The following is a 16424-nucleotide window of genomic DNA, read 5'->3' on the forward strand; positions in this document are numbered from 1 at the left end:
ACGGGATGTCGGCGTTTCGTACTGACGAAGGAGACGGTCTTGGGGACGGCGCGTGGATGAGGACGAGGTGGCCCGGTTCGAGGGCGTGTACCGGGAGACGTACGACCAGATAACGGCATACGCGGTGCGCCGCTGCGACTCGCCGCAGGACGCGGCGGACGTGGTGGCGGAGACCTACGCCATCGCCTGGCGCAAGCTCGCCGACCTGCCGCCAGGGGACGGGGCGCGGCTCTGGTTGTACGGCGTGGCGCGCAGGGTGCTGGCCGACCAGCGCCGCAAGACGGCGCGGCGGCGGATGCGCGACGTGGAGCTCGACGCCGAGATGGCCGATCTCTACGGCGATCCACCCGACGCCGGCGTTGAGCTGAGGGTCGTCGCGGCGGTGTTCCGGAGCCTGCCCGACGACGATCGCGAGCTGCTGTCGCTGGTCGCCTGGGAAGGGCTCGGCCGGGACGAGATCGCGACGATGCTGGGAGTGTCGCGCAACGCGGTGCGCATCAGGCTGCACCGCGCGCGCAGGCGCTTCTCCGCCGCGCTGAGCGCGGCCGATGTCCACCTGACGACGGGCAGCCGGATGATCCCGGCGGGGAGGTCGCTGTGAACGACGCAGAAGAGATCAGCCGACTGCTGCGGCCGCTGGACCGCGTCGAGCCTGGGAGAGCGGGGCGCGGGGCGTCCGGCGCGGGGGCGCAGGCGCTGCTGGCCTCCATCACGGGCCGGCGGACCGACGCGTCGGCCGCCCACGGGCCCGGCACGATCACCGTCGCGCGGCCGGAGGCGATGGCCACCGGGAGTCCGGGTGCACCTCCGCCGGGGCGGCGCCGGTCGGGGCGGCTCGGCCCCCGCCGCCTGGGGCTCGGCCTGTCCGCCGCGGCCCTGCTCGCGACGGGCGTCGTCGTGGGACCGAGCCTGGTGCGGGACGGAGGCGGCGTCGCGGTGTCCTACGCCAACGCGGCGGTGGACATCGAACGGGACGGCGACCAGTACGTCGCCCGCATCAAGGACCCGTTCGCCGAGTACGCCCTGTACACCGAGGCGTTCAGGGCGGTCGGCCTGCGGGTGGAGCTGCGCCCGGTGCCAGTCTCGCCGGGATACGTGGGGAGGATCCTCGGCATGGTGATCGCTGGGAAGGAGGCCCCGGACCGGCAGGCGACGCCGGATCCCTCCGGGCCTCGGTTCGGTGGTGTCCCGCTGACGCTGGGAACGGCTCCCCAGGGGTGCGCACCCGGACGGTCCCCCAGCTGCGTCATGGTGATCCGGGTCCCGGCCGGGCTGGCCGCGAGAGTGGACGTCCGTATCGGCCGGCAGGCCAGGCCGGGGGAGGAGTACGCCAACTTCGACGCGGCCATGGCGCCGGGCGAGATGTTCGACGGTGTCCGCCTGCGGGACGGCCATCCGGTCAAGGAGGTCCTCGCCGAGGCGCGCAGGCGCGACCTGTCGGTGGTGTTCAGCCACATCCGGATCGATTCGAAGACGGGCGGCCTGTCATTCGAGCCGCTGCCGCCCGATCGGGTGGGCGGGGGCTGGACGGTCTGGAACGCCTGGCAGGTGAAGGCCGGGGTGATCCGGCTGCTGGTCACGCCCGAGCGCCTGCCCGAGAACCCCTTCTACAACGGCAGCGCCCCACCACCCGCCTTCGGATGACCCCGCCGCAGGATCGCGGCGGCGGAGGGCAGGGCGACGAGACCCGGCGTGTCCTGGCCGGTGGCCTTCCTCGGCGGTCAGTGAGCAGGGCCGAGCAGGTCCCAGCGGTTTCCGGCTATGTCGAGGAACACGGCGACCTGCCCGTAGGGCTCGGTGCGCGGTGTGGTGACGAACTGGACGCCCGCGGCCGTCATCCGCTCGTAGGCGGCGTCGAAGTCGTCCACGCGGAGGAAGAAGCCCACCCGGCCGGCGACCTGGTCGCCGACGGCCATGGCCTGCCGCTCGCCGTCCGCCTGGGCGAGCAGGATGCCCGTCTCCGCGCCCGGCGGCCTGACGACGACCCATCGTTTCGGACGGCCGTCGTTGGTCAGCGACGGCGAGTCCTCGGCCAGTTCGAAGCCGAGGACTCCGGTGAAGAACTCGATGGCGCGGTCGTAGTCGTCGACGACGACCGTTACAAGATCGATTCGCACGCCCGGAGTATAGATGTCCGTCTGGAGCGTCGGTACGGCCGGACCTTGTGCCGTATCTCCGGTGCCGCCGCCCACCTGCGGTGGGTGGAAAGCCCTTCCGCAGGGCCGGAGGGTCAGGCCCCCCGGTCCTGCTGGGCGCCGTAGCGGGGCGCCGGATTCGCCGTACCACGACCCGCCGTCGCGGCGCCGGTCAACGGTCCTGCATGGCGGGTGGTGGGATCGGCTCCGCTACGCGGGCGATCGCGCCGCCCGCTTCGCGTTGATGGGACGAAGCGGCGCCGACGCGGGGGGAAGGTGGTCGGCGGCGTCGGCGCCGTCCTACGGCGAAGTGCCGGCCCCCCTTCGACCCGCCCGGTCCTGCTGGGCGCCGTAGCGGGGCGCCGGATTCGCCGTACCACGACCCGCCGTCGCGGCGCCGGTCAACGGTCCTGTATGGCGGGCCGTGGGGACCAGTGGGCTGGGGCTTCGGGTGCGTGGTCGCCTGGGGGGACGGCGCGCGGTGGAGGGGCTGGTGGAGGGGCGGGGATGTCCGGCGGTGGCAGGCTGGGCACCGCCGTTGGTACGGATTAGGCAAGTCCTGGCAACGACTTGCCCTCTATTCGGACGATACGACCGATCTTGCGTATTCGCTGGGGCCTCCATAGGTAAGCTTCGTGGCGTTTCACGACGTATCGGGAGGAGCCGCAGCTGTGCCAGCAAAACGGGTGATCGGCGTCGTCTTGGCGGGGGCGGCCGTCCTCGCGCCCGTGGCGGCCTGCTCCTCCTCCGGCGGCGGCGCGTCGCCCGCGTCGCAGGGCGTCGAGCCCGCCGCCTCGGCGTCGGCGACGCCGACCCCGCCGCCGGAGCACCCGTTCACCGGGCAGCCGGTGGCGGGCCGCAGGCCGGTGCTCGCCGTGAAGATCGAGAACACCTCCGCAGGCAAGCCGCAGCTCGGCCTGCGCAGCGCCGACCTGGTGTTCGTCGAGCAGGTCGAGGGCGGCCTCACCCGTCTCATGGCGGTCTTCTCCTCCAAGATCCCCGCCAAGGTCGGCCCCGTGCGCAGCGCCCGCATCTCCGACCTGCACCTGCTGTCGATGTTCGGCAAGCCGGCCCTGGCCTACTCGGGCGTCCAGAGCAAGATGATCCCGCTGGTACAGCAGGCGTCGCTGTTCGACGTGTCCGACAGCGCCGCGCCGGGCGCCTACTTCCGCCAGCCGGGCCGCTTCGCCCCCTACAACCTGTTCGCGGACACCAAGAAGCTGCTGGCCAAGGCGCCCAAGGCGACCAGGGCGCGCGACATCGGCTTCACCTTCGGCGACGCGCCCGAGGGCGGCACCGCGAGGAAGTCGTACACCGTGCGGTATCCGGCCGCCACCTTCACCTTCGCCTGGTCGGCCACGCAGAAGCGCTGGCTCGTGACCCAGGACGGCAAGAAGGACATGGCGGCCGAGGGCGGCCAGCTCGGCGCGCCCACCATCGTCGTCCAGTACGCCAAGACCACCCGCTCGGAGTTCCACGACTTCACCGGCAGCTACACGCCGCTGATCCACACCACCGGCACCGGCAAGGCGGTCGTCCTGCGCGACGGCAAGGCCTACAAGGCGAAATGGTCGCGCTCCTCGGAGAAGGACGGCACGACGTTCACCACCGCCGACGGCGAGCCGATGAACTTCAGCCGCGGCCAGGTGTGGGTCGTCCTGGCCGCCCCCAAGCCCGTGCAACCCTGATCCCGTGCAACCCTGATCCCGTGCAACCCTGATCCCTCGCGGCCCTGATCCATGCGGTCCTGATCCCGCGCGGCCTCGCAGCCGTGCGGCCCTGGTCGGCCGGGCGGGCCGCCGCCACTCGTACAACATGTCCAAAGTCCCCGTCGAGTTGTGACGATCCGGACGTCAAGGGCGGGGCTGATCAGCGCCTAACATGGGACGGGAACCCGTCGTCACGCTCGTGAGGTAAGACCGTGTCCAGCAGCACCCCCGAAGTCACCGAGACCACCGCCGTCACCGGCACCGCCCGCGTGAAGCGCGGCATGGCCGAGATGCTCAAGGGCGGCGTGATCATGGACGTCGTCACCCCGGAGCAGGCCAAGATCGCCGAGGACGCCGGCGCGGTCGCCGTCATGGCGCTGGAGCGCGTGCCCGCCGACATCCGGGCCGAGGGCGGCGTCTCGCGCATGAGCGACCCCGACATGATCGACGGCATCATCGCCGCCGTCTCGATCCCGGTCATGGCCAAGGCCCGCATCGGCCACTTCGTCGAGGCGCAGGTCCTGCAGGCCATCGGCGTCGACTACGTCGACGAGTCCGAGGTGCTGACCCCCGCCGACGAGGCCAACCACATCGACAAGTGGGCCTTCACGGTGCCCTTCGTCTGCGGGGCGACCAACCTCGGCGAGGCGCTGCGCCGCATCGCCGAGGGCGCCGCGATGATCCGCTCCAAGGGCGAGGCCGGCACCGGCAACGTCGTGGAGGCCACCCGTCACATGCGGCAGATCCGCGGCGACATCAAGCGGCTGTCCACCCTGGACGAGGTCGAGCTCTACGCCGCCGCCAAGGAGCTGCGCGCGCCGTACGAGCTGGTCGCCGAGATCGCCAAGACCGGCAAGCTCCCGGTGGTGCTGTTCACCGCCGGCGGCATCGCCACCCCGGCGGACGCCGCGATGATGATGCAGCTCGGCGCCGAGGGCGTGTTCGTCGGCTCGGGCATCTTCAAGTCCGGCGACCCGGCCAAGCGCGCCGCGGCGATCGTGAAGGCCACCACCTTCTACGACGACCCCGACGTGATCGCCAAGGTCTCCCGCGGCCTGGGCGAGGCCATGGTAGGCATCAACGTCGCGACGCTGCCCGAGGCCGAGCGCCTGGCCACCCGCGGCTGGTAGTCTTCCACGCCTTCCCGGCGCCGCCGTGCGGCCACCGGGAGGGCGTTATGCCAGTACGTGATGATTTGCCATCCGGAATGCTGATATGTCGCCCGGGATCTGCCGCCTGATCGGCGTCCGGTGCTGATCGTCCGGAAATATCCGCTCTGACCTGGGTGTGGCTATACCTGGCGTTTGCTGGGCATAGTTGATGATCGTCATGTGATCGACAGGCGATCGCTCCTCGTGATGGGGCTGATAGCGGGAGTGCCAGGGGTGCCACCCCTGAGCGCTCCCTACGGCGAGCCCTTCACGCTCGGCGTCGCCTGCGGAGATCCGGCGCCCGACGGCTTCGTCCTATGGACCCGCCTCGCCCCCGTGCCGCTCGCCGAGGACGGCTACGGCGGCATGCCGCCCGCGCCGGTCCCGGTGTACTGGGAGGTCGCCACCGACCCCGCCTGCGCCCGCGTCGTGCGGCGCGGCAGCGAGGACGCCGTACGCGAATGGGCCCACGCCGTGCACGCCGAGGTCGGCGGCCTGGAGCCGGGCCGGGAGTACTGGTACCGGTTCAAGGCCGGCCCCTACATCTCGCCCATCGGCCGCGCGGTGACCGCCCCCGCCCCCGGCTCGCCGGTCACGGCGCTCACCCTCGCGGTGACCTCGTGCGCCAACTACCAGCACGGGCACTTCACCGCCTACACCAGGGTCGCCCAGGAGCACCCGCACCTGGTCCTGCACCTCGGCGACTACATCTACGAGCACGGCAAGGGGGAGCATCCGTGCCCCGGCGGCAACGTGCGCGAGCACGAGGGGGGCGAGGCCACCAGCCTCGCCGACTACCGGCGCAGGCACGCCCTCTACAAGACCGACCCCGACCTGAGGGCCGCCCACGCCGCGGCGCCCTGGGTGCCGATCATGGACGACCACGAGGTGCGCAACAACTGGACGAGCCTGCTGCCGGCCGCCAGGCGCGAGGCGGCCTTCCGCGCCTACTACGAGCACATGCCGCTGCGCCGCGCCGCCATCCCCAAGGGCCCGGTGATCCGCCTGTACCGCCGCCTGCGGTGGGGGACCCTCGCCACCCTGCACCTGCTGGACACCCGCCAGTACCGCGACCGCCCCTTGTGCGGGACCGGTTTCGCGGAGTGCCCAGAGGCCGAGGAGCCCGACCGCACGATCACCGGCACCGAGCAGGAACGCTGGCTGCTGGAGGGGTTCCGCGAGTCCAAGGCGCGGTGGGACATCATCGGCCAGCAGGTCTTCTTCGGCCAGCGGACCAGGTACCCCGGGCCGGAGAGGGTGGTGCGGCAGGACGCCTGGGACGGCTACTCCGCGTCGCGCACCAGGGTCACCCGCGGCTGGCTCGACGCCGGCGTCCGCAACGCCGTCGTGCTGACCGGCGACGTGCACTCGCACTGGGCCGGGGACCTGGCCGTGGACTACGACGACGAGGACTCGCCCCTGGTGGGCACCGAACTGGCCGTGACCTCGATCACCAGCGGCGGCGACGGCCACGACCACGACCACGCCAGGGACGCCCTCCTGGACACCAACCCGCACCTGCAGTTCCACCTGCGCCGGCGCGGCTATCTGCTGCTGAAGGTGGAGCCCGCCTCGGTCAGGGCCGACTTCAAGATCGTGCGGCGGGTGAGCGTCCCCGGCGCCCCCGCCCTGACCGCCGCGGGCTTCACCGTCGCCGACCGGCTCCCCGGCCTGGTACGCCAGACCTGACCCGTTCGCCGCGCGGGGAAGCGGGGCCCCGTTTGGGGCGTTGTTCTCCTTGGCCGTACGCTTCGGCGGTCGAACCCGACATTTGAATCATCGGCAGTGGCCGCACCATGTGGGAGGAAGACCGGTGACCTCAGCGCCGACGATCGGCGTGCTCGCCCTCCAGGGCGACGTGCGTGAACACGCCCGCTCCCTGGAAGCGGCCGGGGCCAGGGCGCTCGCCGTGCGGCGCCCCGCCGAGCTGGAGGCGGTGGACGCGCTGGTCGTCCCCGGCGGCGAGTCCACGACCATGTGGAAGCTCGCCGAGGCCTTCGAGCTGCTCGAACCGTTGCGCATGCGCATCAAGTCCGGCATGCCGACCTACGGCTCCTGCGCCGGAATGATCATGCTGGCCGACCGCATCGAGGGCGGCATCGAGGGTCAGCAGACCATCGGCGGCATCGACATGGTCGTCCGCCGCAACGCCTTCGGCCGCCAGGTCGACTCCTTCGAGGCGTCCTTGGACTTCGCGGGACGCGGTCTCATGCGCGCCGTCTTCATCCGGGCGCCATGGGTCGAGTCCGTCGGCGCGGACGTCGAGGTGCTGGGACTGGCCGAGCCTGGCGATAGGATCGTCGCGGTCCGGCAGGGACCTCTGCTCGCGACGTCCTTCCATCCCGAGCTGACCGGGGACACGCGGGTTCATTCGTATTTTGTCGAGATGGTGAGGGAGCTCTAGCCGATGTCCGGCCACTCCAAATGGGCGACGACGAAGCACAAGAAGGCCGTGATCGACGCCAAGCGCGGCAAGCTCTTCGCGAAGCTCATCAAGAACATCGAGGTGGCGGCCCGTACCGGTGGTCCTGACCCGGACGGCAACCCGACGCTGTACGACGCCATCCAGAAGGCGCGCAAGAGCTCGGTGCCCGTCGACAACATCGAGCGCGCCCGCAAGCGCGGCGGCGGCCTTGAGGCCGGCGGCGCCGAATACCAGACCATCATGTACGAGGGCTACGCGCCCGGCGGCGTCGCGGTGCTGGTCGAGTGCCTCACCGACAACCGCAACCGCGCGGCGTCGGAGGTACGCGTCGCCATGACGCGCAACGGCGGCTCCATGGCCGACCCCGGCTCGGTGTCCTACATGTTCAACCGCAAGGGCGTCGTCATCGTCCCCAAGGCCGGCCTCACCGAGGACGACGTGCTGGTCGCCGTCCTGGACGCCGGCGCCGAGGAGGTCAACGACCTCGGCGAGTCCTTCGAGGTCGTCTGCGAGGCCGGCGACCTGGTCCCGGTCCGCAAGGCGCTGCAGGACGCCGGCATCGACTACGACTCGGCCGAGAGCAGCTTCATGCCGACGCTCAGCGTCCCGGTCGACGAGGACGCGGCCCGCAAGGTCTTCCGCCTCATCGACGCCCTGGAAGACAGCGACGACGTCCAGAACGTCTACGCCAACTTCGACGTCTCCGACGAGGTCCTCGCCAAGATGGACTGACGGGCCCGGCGGCCCCCGGTCTCACGCTCCTCCCGGCCCCACGGGCCGGGAGGCGGCCCCCGCCGGTCGCGCCGCCGCGCCGGTGACCGGGGGGAAATCGGTTCGACCGGACGAGGCGTCTGGCATAGGTTGTCCGGTTGTGGAAATCCGTGATCTGACGGCCGGCGACCTCGACGCCGTGCTGGACAACCGCAGGCGCGCCTTCGGCCCCATCCCCTCCGCCAGCGCCGAGACCTGGCGCGCCATGACCACCGCCTCGCTGGACGAGGGACGCTATCTGGGCGTCTTCGACGGCGTGCGGCTGGTCGCCACCAGCCGGATCCACCGCTTCGACCAGTGGTGGCACGGCCGCCGCGTCTCCATGGGCGGGGTCGCGAGCGTCACCGTCGCCCCCGAGGACCGCGGCCGCGGCGTGGGACGCCTTCTCATGCAGGCCACCATCGACCGCTGCGCCGAGCTCGGCCACGTCGCCTCGGCGCTCTACCCGGCCACCACCCCGCTCTACCGCAGCGTCGGCTACGAGCACGCCGGCGCCCGCCACCGCGTCACCGTGCCCGCCGAGGCGCTGCGCACGCTGGCCCCGGGCGACGGCGCAGTCAAGCTCCGCCGTATGACGCCGGACGACGCCCCCGAGCTGGCAGCCACCATCGAGCGCGTCTACGCCGCCACCCGCGCCTCCGGCCCCGTCGGCTGGGACGAGCGTTACACCCGCCTGTGGCTGTCCGGCGCCGACGACTTCGCCTACCTCGCCGAGGACGGGTTCGTCCTCTACAGCTGGAACGACGGCGACATCGACGTCGACAGCCTCGTGGCCGGGTCCGAGGCGACGGCCAGGGCGCTGTGGTCCCTGGTCGGCACGGCCTCCTCGGTGGCGACCACCGTGAGGGCCAACGTCGAGCCCGACGACCCGATGCTGTGGCTGCTGCGCGAGCGCTCCACCGACACGGTCAAGCAGACCCGCTGGATGTTCCGCCTCATCGACCTGCCGCTGGCCGTCGCCGGCCGCGGCTACCCCGCGGGCGTCGAGGTGGACACCGTCGTGGCCGTGGACGACCCGCGGCGCCCCGCCAACACCGGCGCCTGGCGGCTGCGGGTCTCCGGCGGCACCGGCTCGGCGGAGCCCGCCGCGGCCCCGGCCGGCGGAGACGTGCCGCGCCTGGCCATCGGCGGCATGTCCGCCCTGTACGCGGGCGTCCAGACCGCTACGCTGCGCCGCGCCGGCCTGCTCGCCGGCGGCACCCCGGAGCTGGACGACCTGCTGGGCGCCGCCTTCGCCGCCAAGCCCTACATGATCGACTACTTCTGATCCCGCCGGCGTGCGCGGGGACGGCGGGGACACGGCCGGCGGGCCGGTGCGTGCGCGGTGCCCGCGATGCCGGTACAGTTCCCCCGAACAGGTGTTCGGCGATGGTGGAGGCGTGCGGGTGCGGCTGCCGGAACTGCGGGTGCTGGGGGTCGACCCCGGGCTGACCCGCTGCGGTCTCGGCGTCGTCGAGGGCCGCGCGGGCGCCCCGCTGTCGCTGGTCAAGGTGGGCGTGGCGCGCACCCCGGCGCACGACGAGATCGGCGCGCGCCTGGTGGCCATCGAGGCCGAGATCGAGCGATGGCTCGACGAGGTCCGGCCGCACGCCGTCGCGGTCGAGCGGGTCTTCAGCCAGAGCAACCTCCGCACCGTGATGGGCACGGCCCAGGCGTCGGCCGTGGCGATCGTCTGCGCCGCCCGCCGGGGTCTCCCCGTCGCCCTGCACACCCCCTCAGAGGTCAAGGCCGCCATCACCGGGTTCGGCAACGCCGACAAGGCCCAGGTCGGCACGATGGTGACCCGCCTGCTCCGCCTCGACGCGATGCCAAAGCCCGCCGACGCCGCCGACGCGCTGGCGCTGGCCATCTGTCACATCTGGCGCGGCGGCGCCCACAACCGCCTCGCCGAGGCGGCCGCCAAGGCCAGGGCCGCCGGCGCCCGCTCGCCCGGGGCGACCCCGCGCGGCGCGCGGGCCGCCGTGCCGCGGCCCCTTCCCGCGAAAGGAGCGGACACGTGATCGCTTCGGTCTCCGGTCGCGTCGCCGCGATCGCCCCCGACTCCGCCGTGGTCGAGGTGGGCGGTGTCGGCGTCCTGGTCCACTGCGCGCCCGGCACGCTCGCGGGGCTGCGGGTGGGCGAGCAGGCCCGGTTGTCCACCTCGCTGGTGGTCCGCGAAGAGTCGCTCACCCTCTACGGGTTCGCCTCCGACGACGAGCGCGTGATCTTCGAGATGCTGCAGACCGCCTCGGGCGTCGGCCCCAGGCTCGCGCTGGCGATGCTCGCCGTCCACGCGCCGAACGCCCTGCGGGTCGCCGTGGCGGCGGCCGACGTCAAGGCGCTCACCATGGTCCCCGGCATCGGGCAGAAGGGCGCGCAGCGCATCATCCTCGAACTGAAGGACAAGCTCGGCACCCCCGACGAGGCCGTCGCCGCCGCGCTCAACGGCAAGGCCGCCACGCCCGCCTGGCGCGAGCAGGTGCATTCGGGGCTGGTCGGGCTCGGCTACTCCGCCAAGGACGCCGACGAGGCGATCGCCATCGTGTCCCCCGAGGCCGACGCCGAGCTGGCGGCGGGGCGCACGCCCGCGGTCGCCGCCCTGCTGAAGGCCGCCCTGCGCGCCCTGAGCGTGCGATGACCCGCGATGACCCTGCGACGACTTGTGATGACCCGCGATGACCCTGCGACGACTTGCGATGAGCGTGCGATGAGCGGCGTCCGGCCGAGCGGTGCCCACATGACGGAGGTCCTCCGGTGAGTCTTGAACGCGACCTGGTGTCCCCGGACGCCGAGGGAGACGAGCAGGCCATCGAGTCCGCGCTGCGGCCCAAGCGGCTCGGCGAGTTCATCGGCCAGGGGCGGGTGCGCGAGCAGCTCTCCTTGGTGCTCGAAGGCGCGCTGCGCCGCAACCGGACGCCCGACCACGTGCTGATGAGCGGCTCGCCCGGCCTCGGCAAGACCACCCTCGCCATGATCATCGCCGCCGAGCTGGGCATGCCCCTTCGGCTGACCTCCGGGCCTGCCCTTGAGCGCGCGGGCGACCTGGCGGCGATCCTGTCCACCTTGTCCGAGGGCGAGGTGCTGTTCATCGACGAGATCCACCGCATGGCGCGCCCCGCCGAAGAGATGCTCTACCTGGCCATGGAGGACTTCCGGGTCGACATCGTGGTCGGCAAGGGCCCCGGCGCGACGGCGATCCCGCTGGAGATCGCGCCCTTCACGCTGGTGGGCGCCACGACGCGCGCCGGCCTGCTGCCGGCGCCGCTGCGCGACCGGTTCGGCTTCGTCGCCCACATGGACTTCTACGACGTGGCCGAGCTTGAGCAGGTGCTGCGCCGCTCGGCCCGCCTGCTCGCGCTCGACCTGCCCGACGAGGGCGCGCACGAGATCGCCCGCAGGTCCAGGGGCACGCCCCGCATCGCCAACCGCCTGCTCAGGCGGGTCCGCGACTTCGCCGAGGTCCGCACCGACGGCGTGATCACCAGGGACGTCGCCTCGGCCGCGCTCAACCTGTACGAGGTCGACGCCGAAGGGCTCGACCGGCTCGACCGCGCCGTCCTCGGCGCGCTGCTGCGCAAGTTCGGCGGCGGTCCCGTGGGGCTGTCCACGCTGGCCGTGGCGGTGGGGGAGGAGCCCGAGACCGTGGAGGTCGTCGCCGAGCCCTTCCTGGTGCGCCAGGGGCTGATCGCCCGCACGCCGCGCGGCCGGGTGGCCACGGCCGCGGCCTACGCGCACCTGGGCATGACTGCTCCGCCGGACGTCTTCGGCGCGGCGGCCCAGCACGCCCTCTTCGACGATCCGGACCGGACACCCTGATCGGGGCCTTGACCGGCGGGTTGACCGGAGTTTCGGGCCGCCCGGTGAGATGTGCTGGTTTATGAGGTGTCTGCCGAGTCGTCCGGGCTGCTCGGAAAGGGCGCGGAGCAAAGGGTGAAAGTTTCAAGTCCGTCGTATCCGCCGGTCACAAGTCGGTGACAACGGGAACTTTCCAGCGTGCCAGAGCGTGGGTTCGTTGCCGGGCTTTGACAAGCTCGCCTAAACTCCGTGGCTTGGCTGGCTGTGTACGCTGACGTGATCAGTTGTGGGCCGTGCCGATCGTCGCCAGACCTCCGGCGCAGGCCGGTCACACTTAACCGGAAGGAAGCCCCGTGCAGGGCCTTGGATCGTTCGTGCCACTGATCTTGCTGGTCGTGGTGTTCTACTTCCTGCTCATCCGCCCGCAGCGTAAGCGGCAGCAGGAGCAGGCGCAGATGCAGAGCAGCGTGACGCCGGGCACGCGCGTGATGACCACGACCGGTCTTTTCGCGACCGTCACCGCCATCGAGGACGAGGACGTGATCCTGGAGATCGCGCCCGGCGTCGAGACCCGCTGGGTCAGGGCCTCCATCGGGCGCGTGCTCGTCCCGGTCGAGGAGGAGACGGTGGACAATGGAATCGGCGAGCCGGAGACCGTCACCGACGAGAAGCCGGTGGACGCCCCCGAGATCCGGGGGGACGAGGGCTCGACCGACAAGAAGTCCTGAGTAGGCTCACCGCAAACCCCTTGACGAAAGAACTGACCACCAGTGGCCCCAACGACCAGTAGCCAGAGTAGGCCGGGACGCGTGCTCCTGGCCCTCTTGGTGCTCATCCTCGCCATGGGCGGGGTGATGGCCCTGCAGAAGGCATTCGTGCCCAAGTTCGGCCTCGACCTCGCCGGCGGCACCACGGTGACGCTCTCACCGGTGACCCAGACCGGCGCCGCTCCCTCCCAAGAGAGCCTCGACCTGGCCGTCAACATCATCCGCGACCGGGTGAACGGCACGGGCATCTCCGACGCCGAGGTCGCCAAGTCGGGTGACAACATCGTCATCTCGGTTCCGGGCGCCGGGCAGAAGGAGGTCGTCGGGCTTCTGGGCACCACGGCCGAGCTCCGCTTCCGTCAAGTGCTCGCGGTCGCCCCGGCCGTCATCCCGCCGAGCCCGCTGCCGACCGCGCCCGCCACGCCGGCGCCGTCGGGCACCGGCACGCCCAAGCCGGGTGCGAGCACCAAGCCGACCTCCACGGCCAAGCCCGCGTCCACGGCCAAGCCCGAGACGAGCGCCACGCCCGCCGGGCGCGCGCTCGCGTCGGCGCTGACCGCCCCGACGCCCGCCCCCTCCGCCTCGGCCTCCGGTGAGGCGAAACCGAGCGGCGACGCCACCCCCGCGCCCAGCGCCTCGGCCCCCTCCGGCGAGCCGAGCGCGCCTCCGACGGCCTCCGACGACCCGCTCGCGGGCGTCGACCTGACCGGCGTCGACCCGGCCGTGGCCGAGCAGTTCAAGAAGCTCGACTGCACCAAGAAGGACCGCGGCCAGGGCGTCCAGGACAACCCCGACAAGCAGCTCGCGGCGTGCAGCGCCGAGGGCGACGCCCGGTACGTGCTGGACAAGGCGGCGGTGAAGGGCACCGAGGTGGCCGGCGCCACCTCCGGCGTCGACTCCACCACCGGCGAGTGGATCGTCTCGGTCACCTTCAAGAGCAAGGGCGCCAGCGAGTTCGCCAAGATCACCGGGGCGATCACCAGCGCGCCGCAGCCGCGCAACCAGCTCGCCATGGTGCTGGACGGCCTGGTCATCTCGGCCCCGGTCATCGAGGAGCCCATTCCCGGCGGCCAGGCGCGCATCTCCGGCAGCTTCACCCAGAAGTCCGCCACCGACCTGGCCAACCAGCTCAAGTACGGCGCGCTGCCGCTGAAGTTCAAGCAGAGCTCGATCGAGGAGGTCTCCGGCACGCTGGGGGCCGACCAGCTCAGGGGCGGCCTGCTCGCGGGCGCCATCGGCCTGATCCTCGTGGTGTTCTACTCACTGCTGTACTACCGGGGCCTCGGCCTCGTCGCGGTGGCCAGCCTCGCGGTGGCGACCATCCTGACGTACAGCACGGTGGTCATCCTCGGGCACAACGCCAACTTCCGCCTGTCGCTGCCGCACGTCATCGGCCTCATCGTCTCGATCGGCATCACCGCCGACTCCTTCATCGTCTACTTCGAACGCATGCGAGACGAGATGAAGGAGGGCAGGAGGTCTCTGCGGGTCGCGGTCGAGGTCGCCTGGACCCGCGCCCGGCGCACGATCCTGATCGCCGACGCGGTCATGTTCATCGCCGCCGTGGTGCTGTACTTCCTGGCGGTCGGCGGCGTCGCCGGCTTCGCGTTCGCGATGGGCCTGACCACGCTCATCGACATCGCCGTGGTGTTCCTGTTCACCAAGCCGTTCGTCGCCCTGCTGGCCAAGCTGCCGTTCTTCGCCAAGGGCCACAAGCTCTCGGGCCTCGACGCCGAACGCATGAGCCGCGAGACGCCCGCCGCCCGCACGACCGTTTCGCAGGAGGGCTGATGTCGACCATCGGTGCGCTCGGCCGCCGTCTGTACCGCGGCGAGGTCAACGTCGACTTCGTCGGCCGGTACAAGCTCTGGGCCTCTCTGTCCGGGCTCCTGCTGGTGATCTCCATCGTCGGGCTGGTCTTCCAGGGCCTCAACCTCGGCATCGAGTTCAAGGGCGGCTCGGTGTTCAGCTTCAACAAGCCGGCCGCGTCCTCGATCGAGCAGGTCCGCGGCACCGTGGAGGAGGCCGGCGCTCACCAGGTCATCGTCCAGGAGGCCGGTCCGCGCTGGCGCGTCACCACCCAGAGCCTGCCCGAAGAGGGCGTGACCAAGGTCTCCGACGCGATCTCCGCCAAGTACGGCGTCCCGGACAACCAGATCTCCAAGCAGATCATCGGCGCCACCTGGGGCGGTGAGGTGCTCAACAAGGCCCTCATCGGCCTGGCGGTCTTCATGATCGCGATCATCCTGTACCTCACGCTGGCCTTCGAGTGGAAGATGGCGCTGGCCGCGGTGGTCGCGCTCATCCACGACCTGGTCATCACGGCCGGCATCTACGCCTGGTCGGGCTTCGAGGTCACCCCGGCGACCATGCTGGGCTTCCTGACCATCCTCGGTTATTCGCTCTACGACGCCGTCGTGGTGTTCGACATGATCAAGGAGGTCACCGCCAAGCTCGGCACGACCGCCAAGATGACCTACACCGAGGCCGCCAACAACGCGCTCAACCACACGCTGATCCGCTCGCTGAACACCTCGCTGGTGGCCATCCTCCCGGTCGCCGCGATCCTGTTCATCGGCACCACGCTGTTCGGCGCGGGCACGTTGAAGGACCTTTCGCTCGCCTTGTTCGTCGGCATGATCGTCGGCACGTACTCCTCGCTGTGCGTGGCGACGCCGCTGCTGGCCAACCTCAAGGAGCGCGAGCCCAGGTACATGGCGCTCGCCAAGCGGCTGCAGGCCAACCGGGCCGCCGCCGCGAAGGACGCGCCCGCGGGCAAGGGCAAGGGCAAGGAGCCCGCCGCCGCGACCTCCGCCACCCGTTCGGCGAACGGGGCGGTGGCGACGGACAAGCGCAAGAAGCGCTAGTCCCCGCACAGGTATCGTCCGTGGCGCCCCCGTGAACTCCTGTCACGGGGGCGCTCGGCTGCCGGTCGACGGCGGCCCTCCACCATCTCGGGGCGCCCCCCGCCGCCCGGATAGGAACCCCCTATGACCGACCTGACCATGACGATCCTCGGCCGCATCAGGGACGTGCCCGACTACCCCCAGCCCGGGGTGATGTTCAAGGACATCACGCCGCTGCTCGGCGACCACGCGGCGTTCTCCACGGTGATCGACGCGCTGGCCGACGGCCTGGCGGTCGACAAGGTCGTCGGCATCGAGGCCCGCGGCTTCATCCTGGCCGCCCCGGTGGCCTACCGCGCCGGCGCGGGGTTTGTGCCTGTCCGTAAAAAGGGCAAACTCCCTGCCGAGGCGCTGGAAGCGTCCTACGATCTGGAGTACGGCTCCGCCGTCATCGAAGTGCACAGCGACGCCTTCAACCCGGGCGACCGCGTGCTCATCGTCGACGACGTGCTGGCCACGGGCGGCACCGCCCGGGCGGCGGTGGAGCTGGTCAGCCGAGCAGGCGCCCAGGTCGTAGGCGTGTCCGTGCTGATGGAACTCGCCTTCCTCAAGGGTCGTGACCGCCTGACGGACGTCGACCTGCGGGCCCTGGTCGTCGTTTGATCGGCTCCTCCGCGAGGTCGGCGTTCCCAGCGTGGATACACTGGAGGATCTGGACTCGACGTGAGGAGTCTGAGTGCCCCGTGATGTGGCCTTGCCCGAAGTGACCGACACCCCTGAGCCGGTTTCCGCGCCCGCGGACGAAACGGGTTTAGCCACGTCCGCAGGCACGGACGACAAGCCGGC

The 16424-nt window shown here is 71.5% G+C and carries 16 protein-coding genes; 15 read left to right on the forward strand and 1 reads right to left on the reverse strand.

From position 1 onward, the window contains the following. The first annotated feature begins 52 nt into the window (after window positions 1-52). Together ACZ6QO_RS29535 and ACZ6QO_RS29540 are read left to right on the forward strand one after the other, a co-directional pair. The gene (locus tag ACZ6QO_RS29535) at window positions 53-601 is read left to right on the forward strand and encodes an RNA polymerase sigma factor (protein WP_465855315.1); all 549 of its coding nucleotides are present in this window, start codon (window positions 53-55) and stop codon (window positions 599-601) included. Next, the gene (locus ACZ6QO_RS29540) at window positions 598-1644 is read left to right on the forward strand and encodes a hypothetical protein (RefSeq protein WP_465855317.1); all 1047 of its coding nucleotides are present in this window, start codon (window positions 598-600) and stop codon (window positions 1642-1644) included. Before ACZ6QO_RS29535 ends, ACZ6QO_RS29540 begins: the two co-directional genes overlap by 4 nt. 77 nt (window positions 1645-1721) lie before the next feature. On the opposite strand, the gene ACZ6QO_RS29545 is transcribed toward ACZ6QO_RS29540, so the two are convergent. After that, entirely contained in the window at window positions 1722-2117 is a 396-nt protein-coding gene (locus tag ACZ6QO_RS29545; protein ID WP_465855319.1) for a VOC family protein, read from the reverse strand. A gap of 689 nt (window positions 2118-2806) precedes the next feature. Here ACZ6QO_RS29545 and ACZ6QO_RS29550 point away from each other — a divergent pair. From ACZ6QO_RS29550 to ACZ6QO_RS29610, 13 genes are all read left to right on the forward strand, one after another. After that, on the forward strand, window positions 2807-3823 hold the full coding sequence (locus ACZ6QO_RS29550) for a DUF3048 domain-containing protein (RefSeq protein WP_465855320.1): 1017 nt from the start codon (window positions 2807-2809) through the stop codon (window positions 3821-3823). 233 nt (window positions 3824-4056) lie between these two features. After that, on the forward strand, window positions 4057-4974 hold the full coding sequence (gene pdxS, locus ACZ6QO_RS29555) for a pyridoxal 5'-phosphate synthase lyase subunit PdxS (RefSeq protein ID WP_465855322.1): 918 nt from the start codon (window positions 4057-4059) through the stop codon (window positions 4972-4974). Between the two features lie 201 nt (window positions 4975-5175). Then, complete coding sequence (locus ACZ6QO_RS29560; protein WP_465855324.1) at window positions 5176-6684, forward strand: alkaline phosphatase D family protein; 1509 nt, start codon at window positions 5176-5178, stop codon at window positions 6682-6684. Window positions 6685-6808: 124 nt separating this feature from the next. Continuing rightward, a complete protein-coding gene (gene pdxT, locus ACZ6QO_RS29565; RefSeq protein ID WP_465855326.1) occupies window positions 6809-7399 on the forward strand; it encodes a pyridoxal 5'-phosphate synthase glutaminase subunit PdxT in 591 nt (196 codons plus the stop codon). 3 nt (window positions 7400-7402) lie between these two features. Continuing rightward, window positions 7403-8152, forward strand: coding sequence for a YebC/PmpR family DNA-binding transcriptional regulator (locus ACZ6QO_RS29570; protein WP_465855328.1), 750 nt, complete (start codon window positions 7403-7405; stop codon window positions 8150-8152). 139 nt (window positions 8153-8291) lie between these two features. Beyond that, a complete protein-coding gene (locus ACZ6QO_RS29575; protein ID WP_465855329.1) occupies window positions 8292-9458 on the forward strand; it encodes a GNAT family N-acetyltransferase in 1167 nt (388 codons plus the stop codon). A 133-nt stretch (window positions 9459-9591) separates the two neighbouring features. Beyond that, window positions 9592-10191, forward strand: a complete 600-nt coding sequence (gene ruvC / locus ACZ6QO_RS29580) for a crossover junction endodeoxyribonuclease RuvC (protein WP_465855432.1) — start codon at window positions 9592-9594, stop codon at window positions 10189-10191. Next, window positions 10188-10808, forward strand: a complete 621-nt coding sequence (gene ruvA / locus ACZ6QO_RS29585) for a Holliday junction branch migration protein RuvA (protein WP_465855331.1) — start codon at window positions 10188-10190, stop codon at window positions 10806-10808. Before ruvC ends, ruvA begins: the two co-directional genes overlap by 4 nt. Before the next feature lie 116 nt (window positions 10809-10924). Continuing rightward, window positions 10925-11986, forward strand: coding sequence for a Holliday junction branch migration DNA helicase RuvB (ruvB, locus tag ACZ6QO_RS29590; protein WP_465855333.1), 1062 nt, complete (start codon window positions 10925-10927; stop codon window positions 11984-11986). A gap of 353 nt (window positions 11987-12339) precedes the next feature. Further along, on the forward strand, window positions 12340-12693 hold the full coding sequence (yajC, locus tag ACZ6QO_RS29595; protein WP_465855335.1) for a preprotein translocase subunit YajC: 354 nt from the start codon (window positions 12340-12342) through the stop codon (window positions 12691-12693). Window positions 12694-12774: 81 nt separating this feature from the next. Further along, window positions 12775-14523, forward strand: a complete 1749-nt coding sequence (gene secD, locus ACZ6QO_RS29600; protein WP_465855337.1) for a protein translocase subunit SecD — start codon at window positions 12775-12777, stop codon at window positions 14521-14523. Beyond that, window positions 14523-15599, forward strand: a complete 1077-nt coding sequence (gene secF / locus ACZ6QO_RS29605) for a protein translocase subunit SecF (RefSeq protein ID WP_465855339.1) — start codon at window positions 14523-14525, stop codon at window positions 15597-15599. The genes secD and secF overlap by 1 nt, the downstream gene beginning before the upstream one ends. Before the next feature lie 123 nt (window positions 15600-15722). Continuing rightward, on the forward strand, window positions 15723-16241 hold the full coding sequence (locus ACZ6QO_RS29610) for an adenine phosphoribosyltransferase (protein ID WP_465855341.1): 519 nt from the start codon (window positions 15723-15725) through the stop codon (window positions 16239-16241). Window positions 16242-16424 lie beyond the last annotated feature (183 nt).

The organism is Sphaerisporangium sp. NPDC049457 (genome assembly GCF_055586705.1).

Coding starts and splice junctions, on each gene's coding strand:
- secF (WP_465855339.1), top strand. CDS start 14,523: ATGTCGACCATCGGTGCGCTCGGCCGCCGTCTGTACCGCGGCGAGGTC.
- ACZ6QO_RS29570 (WP_465855328.1), top strand. CDS start 7,403: ATGTCCGGCCACTCCAAATGGGCGACGACGAAGCACAAGAAGGCCGTG.
- ACZ6QO_RS29610 (WP_465855341.1), top strand. CDS start 15,723: ATGACCGACCTGACCATGACGATCCTCGGCCGCATCAGGGACGTGCCC.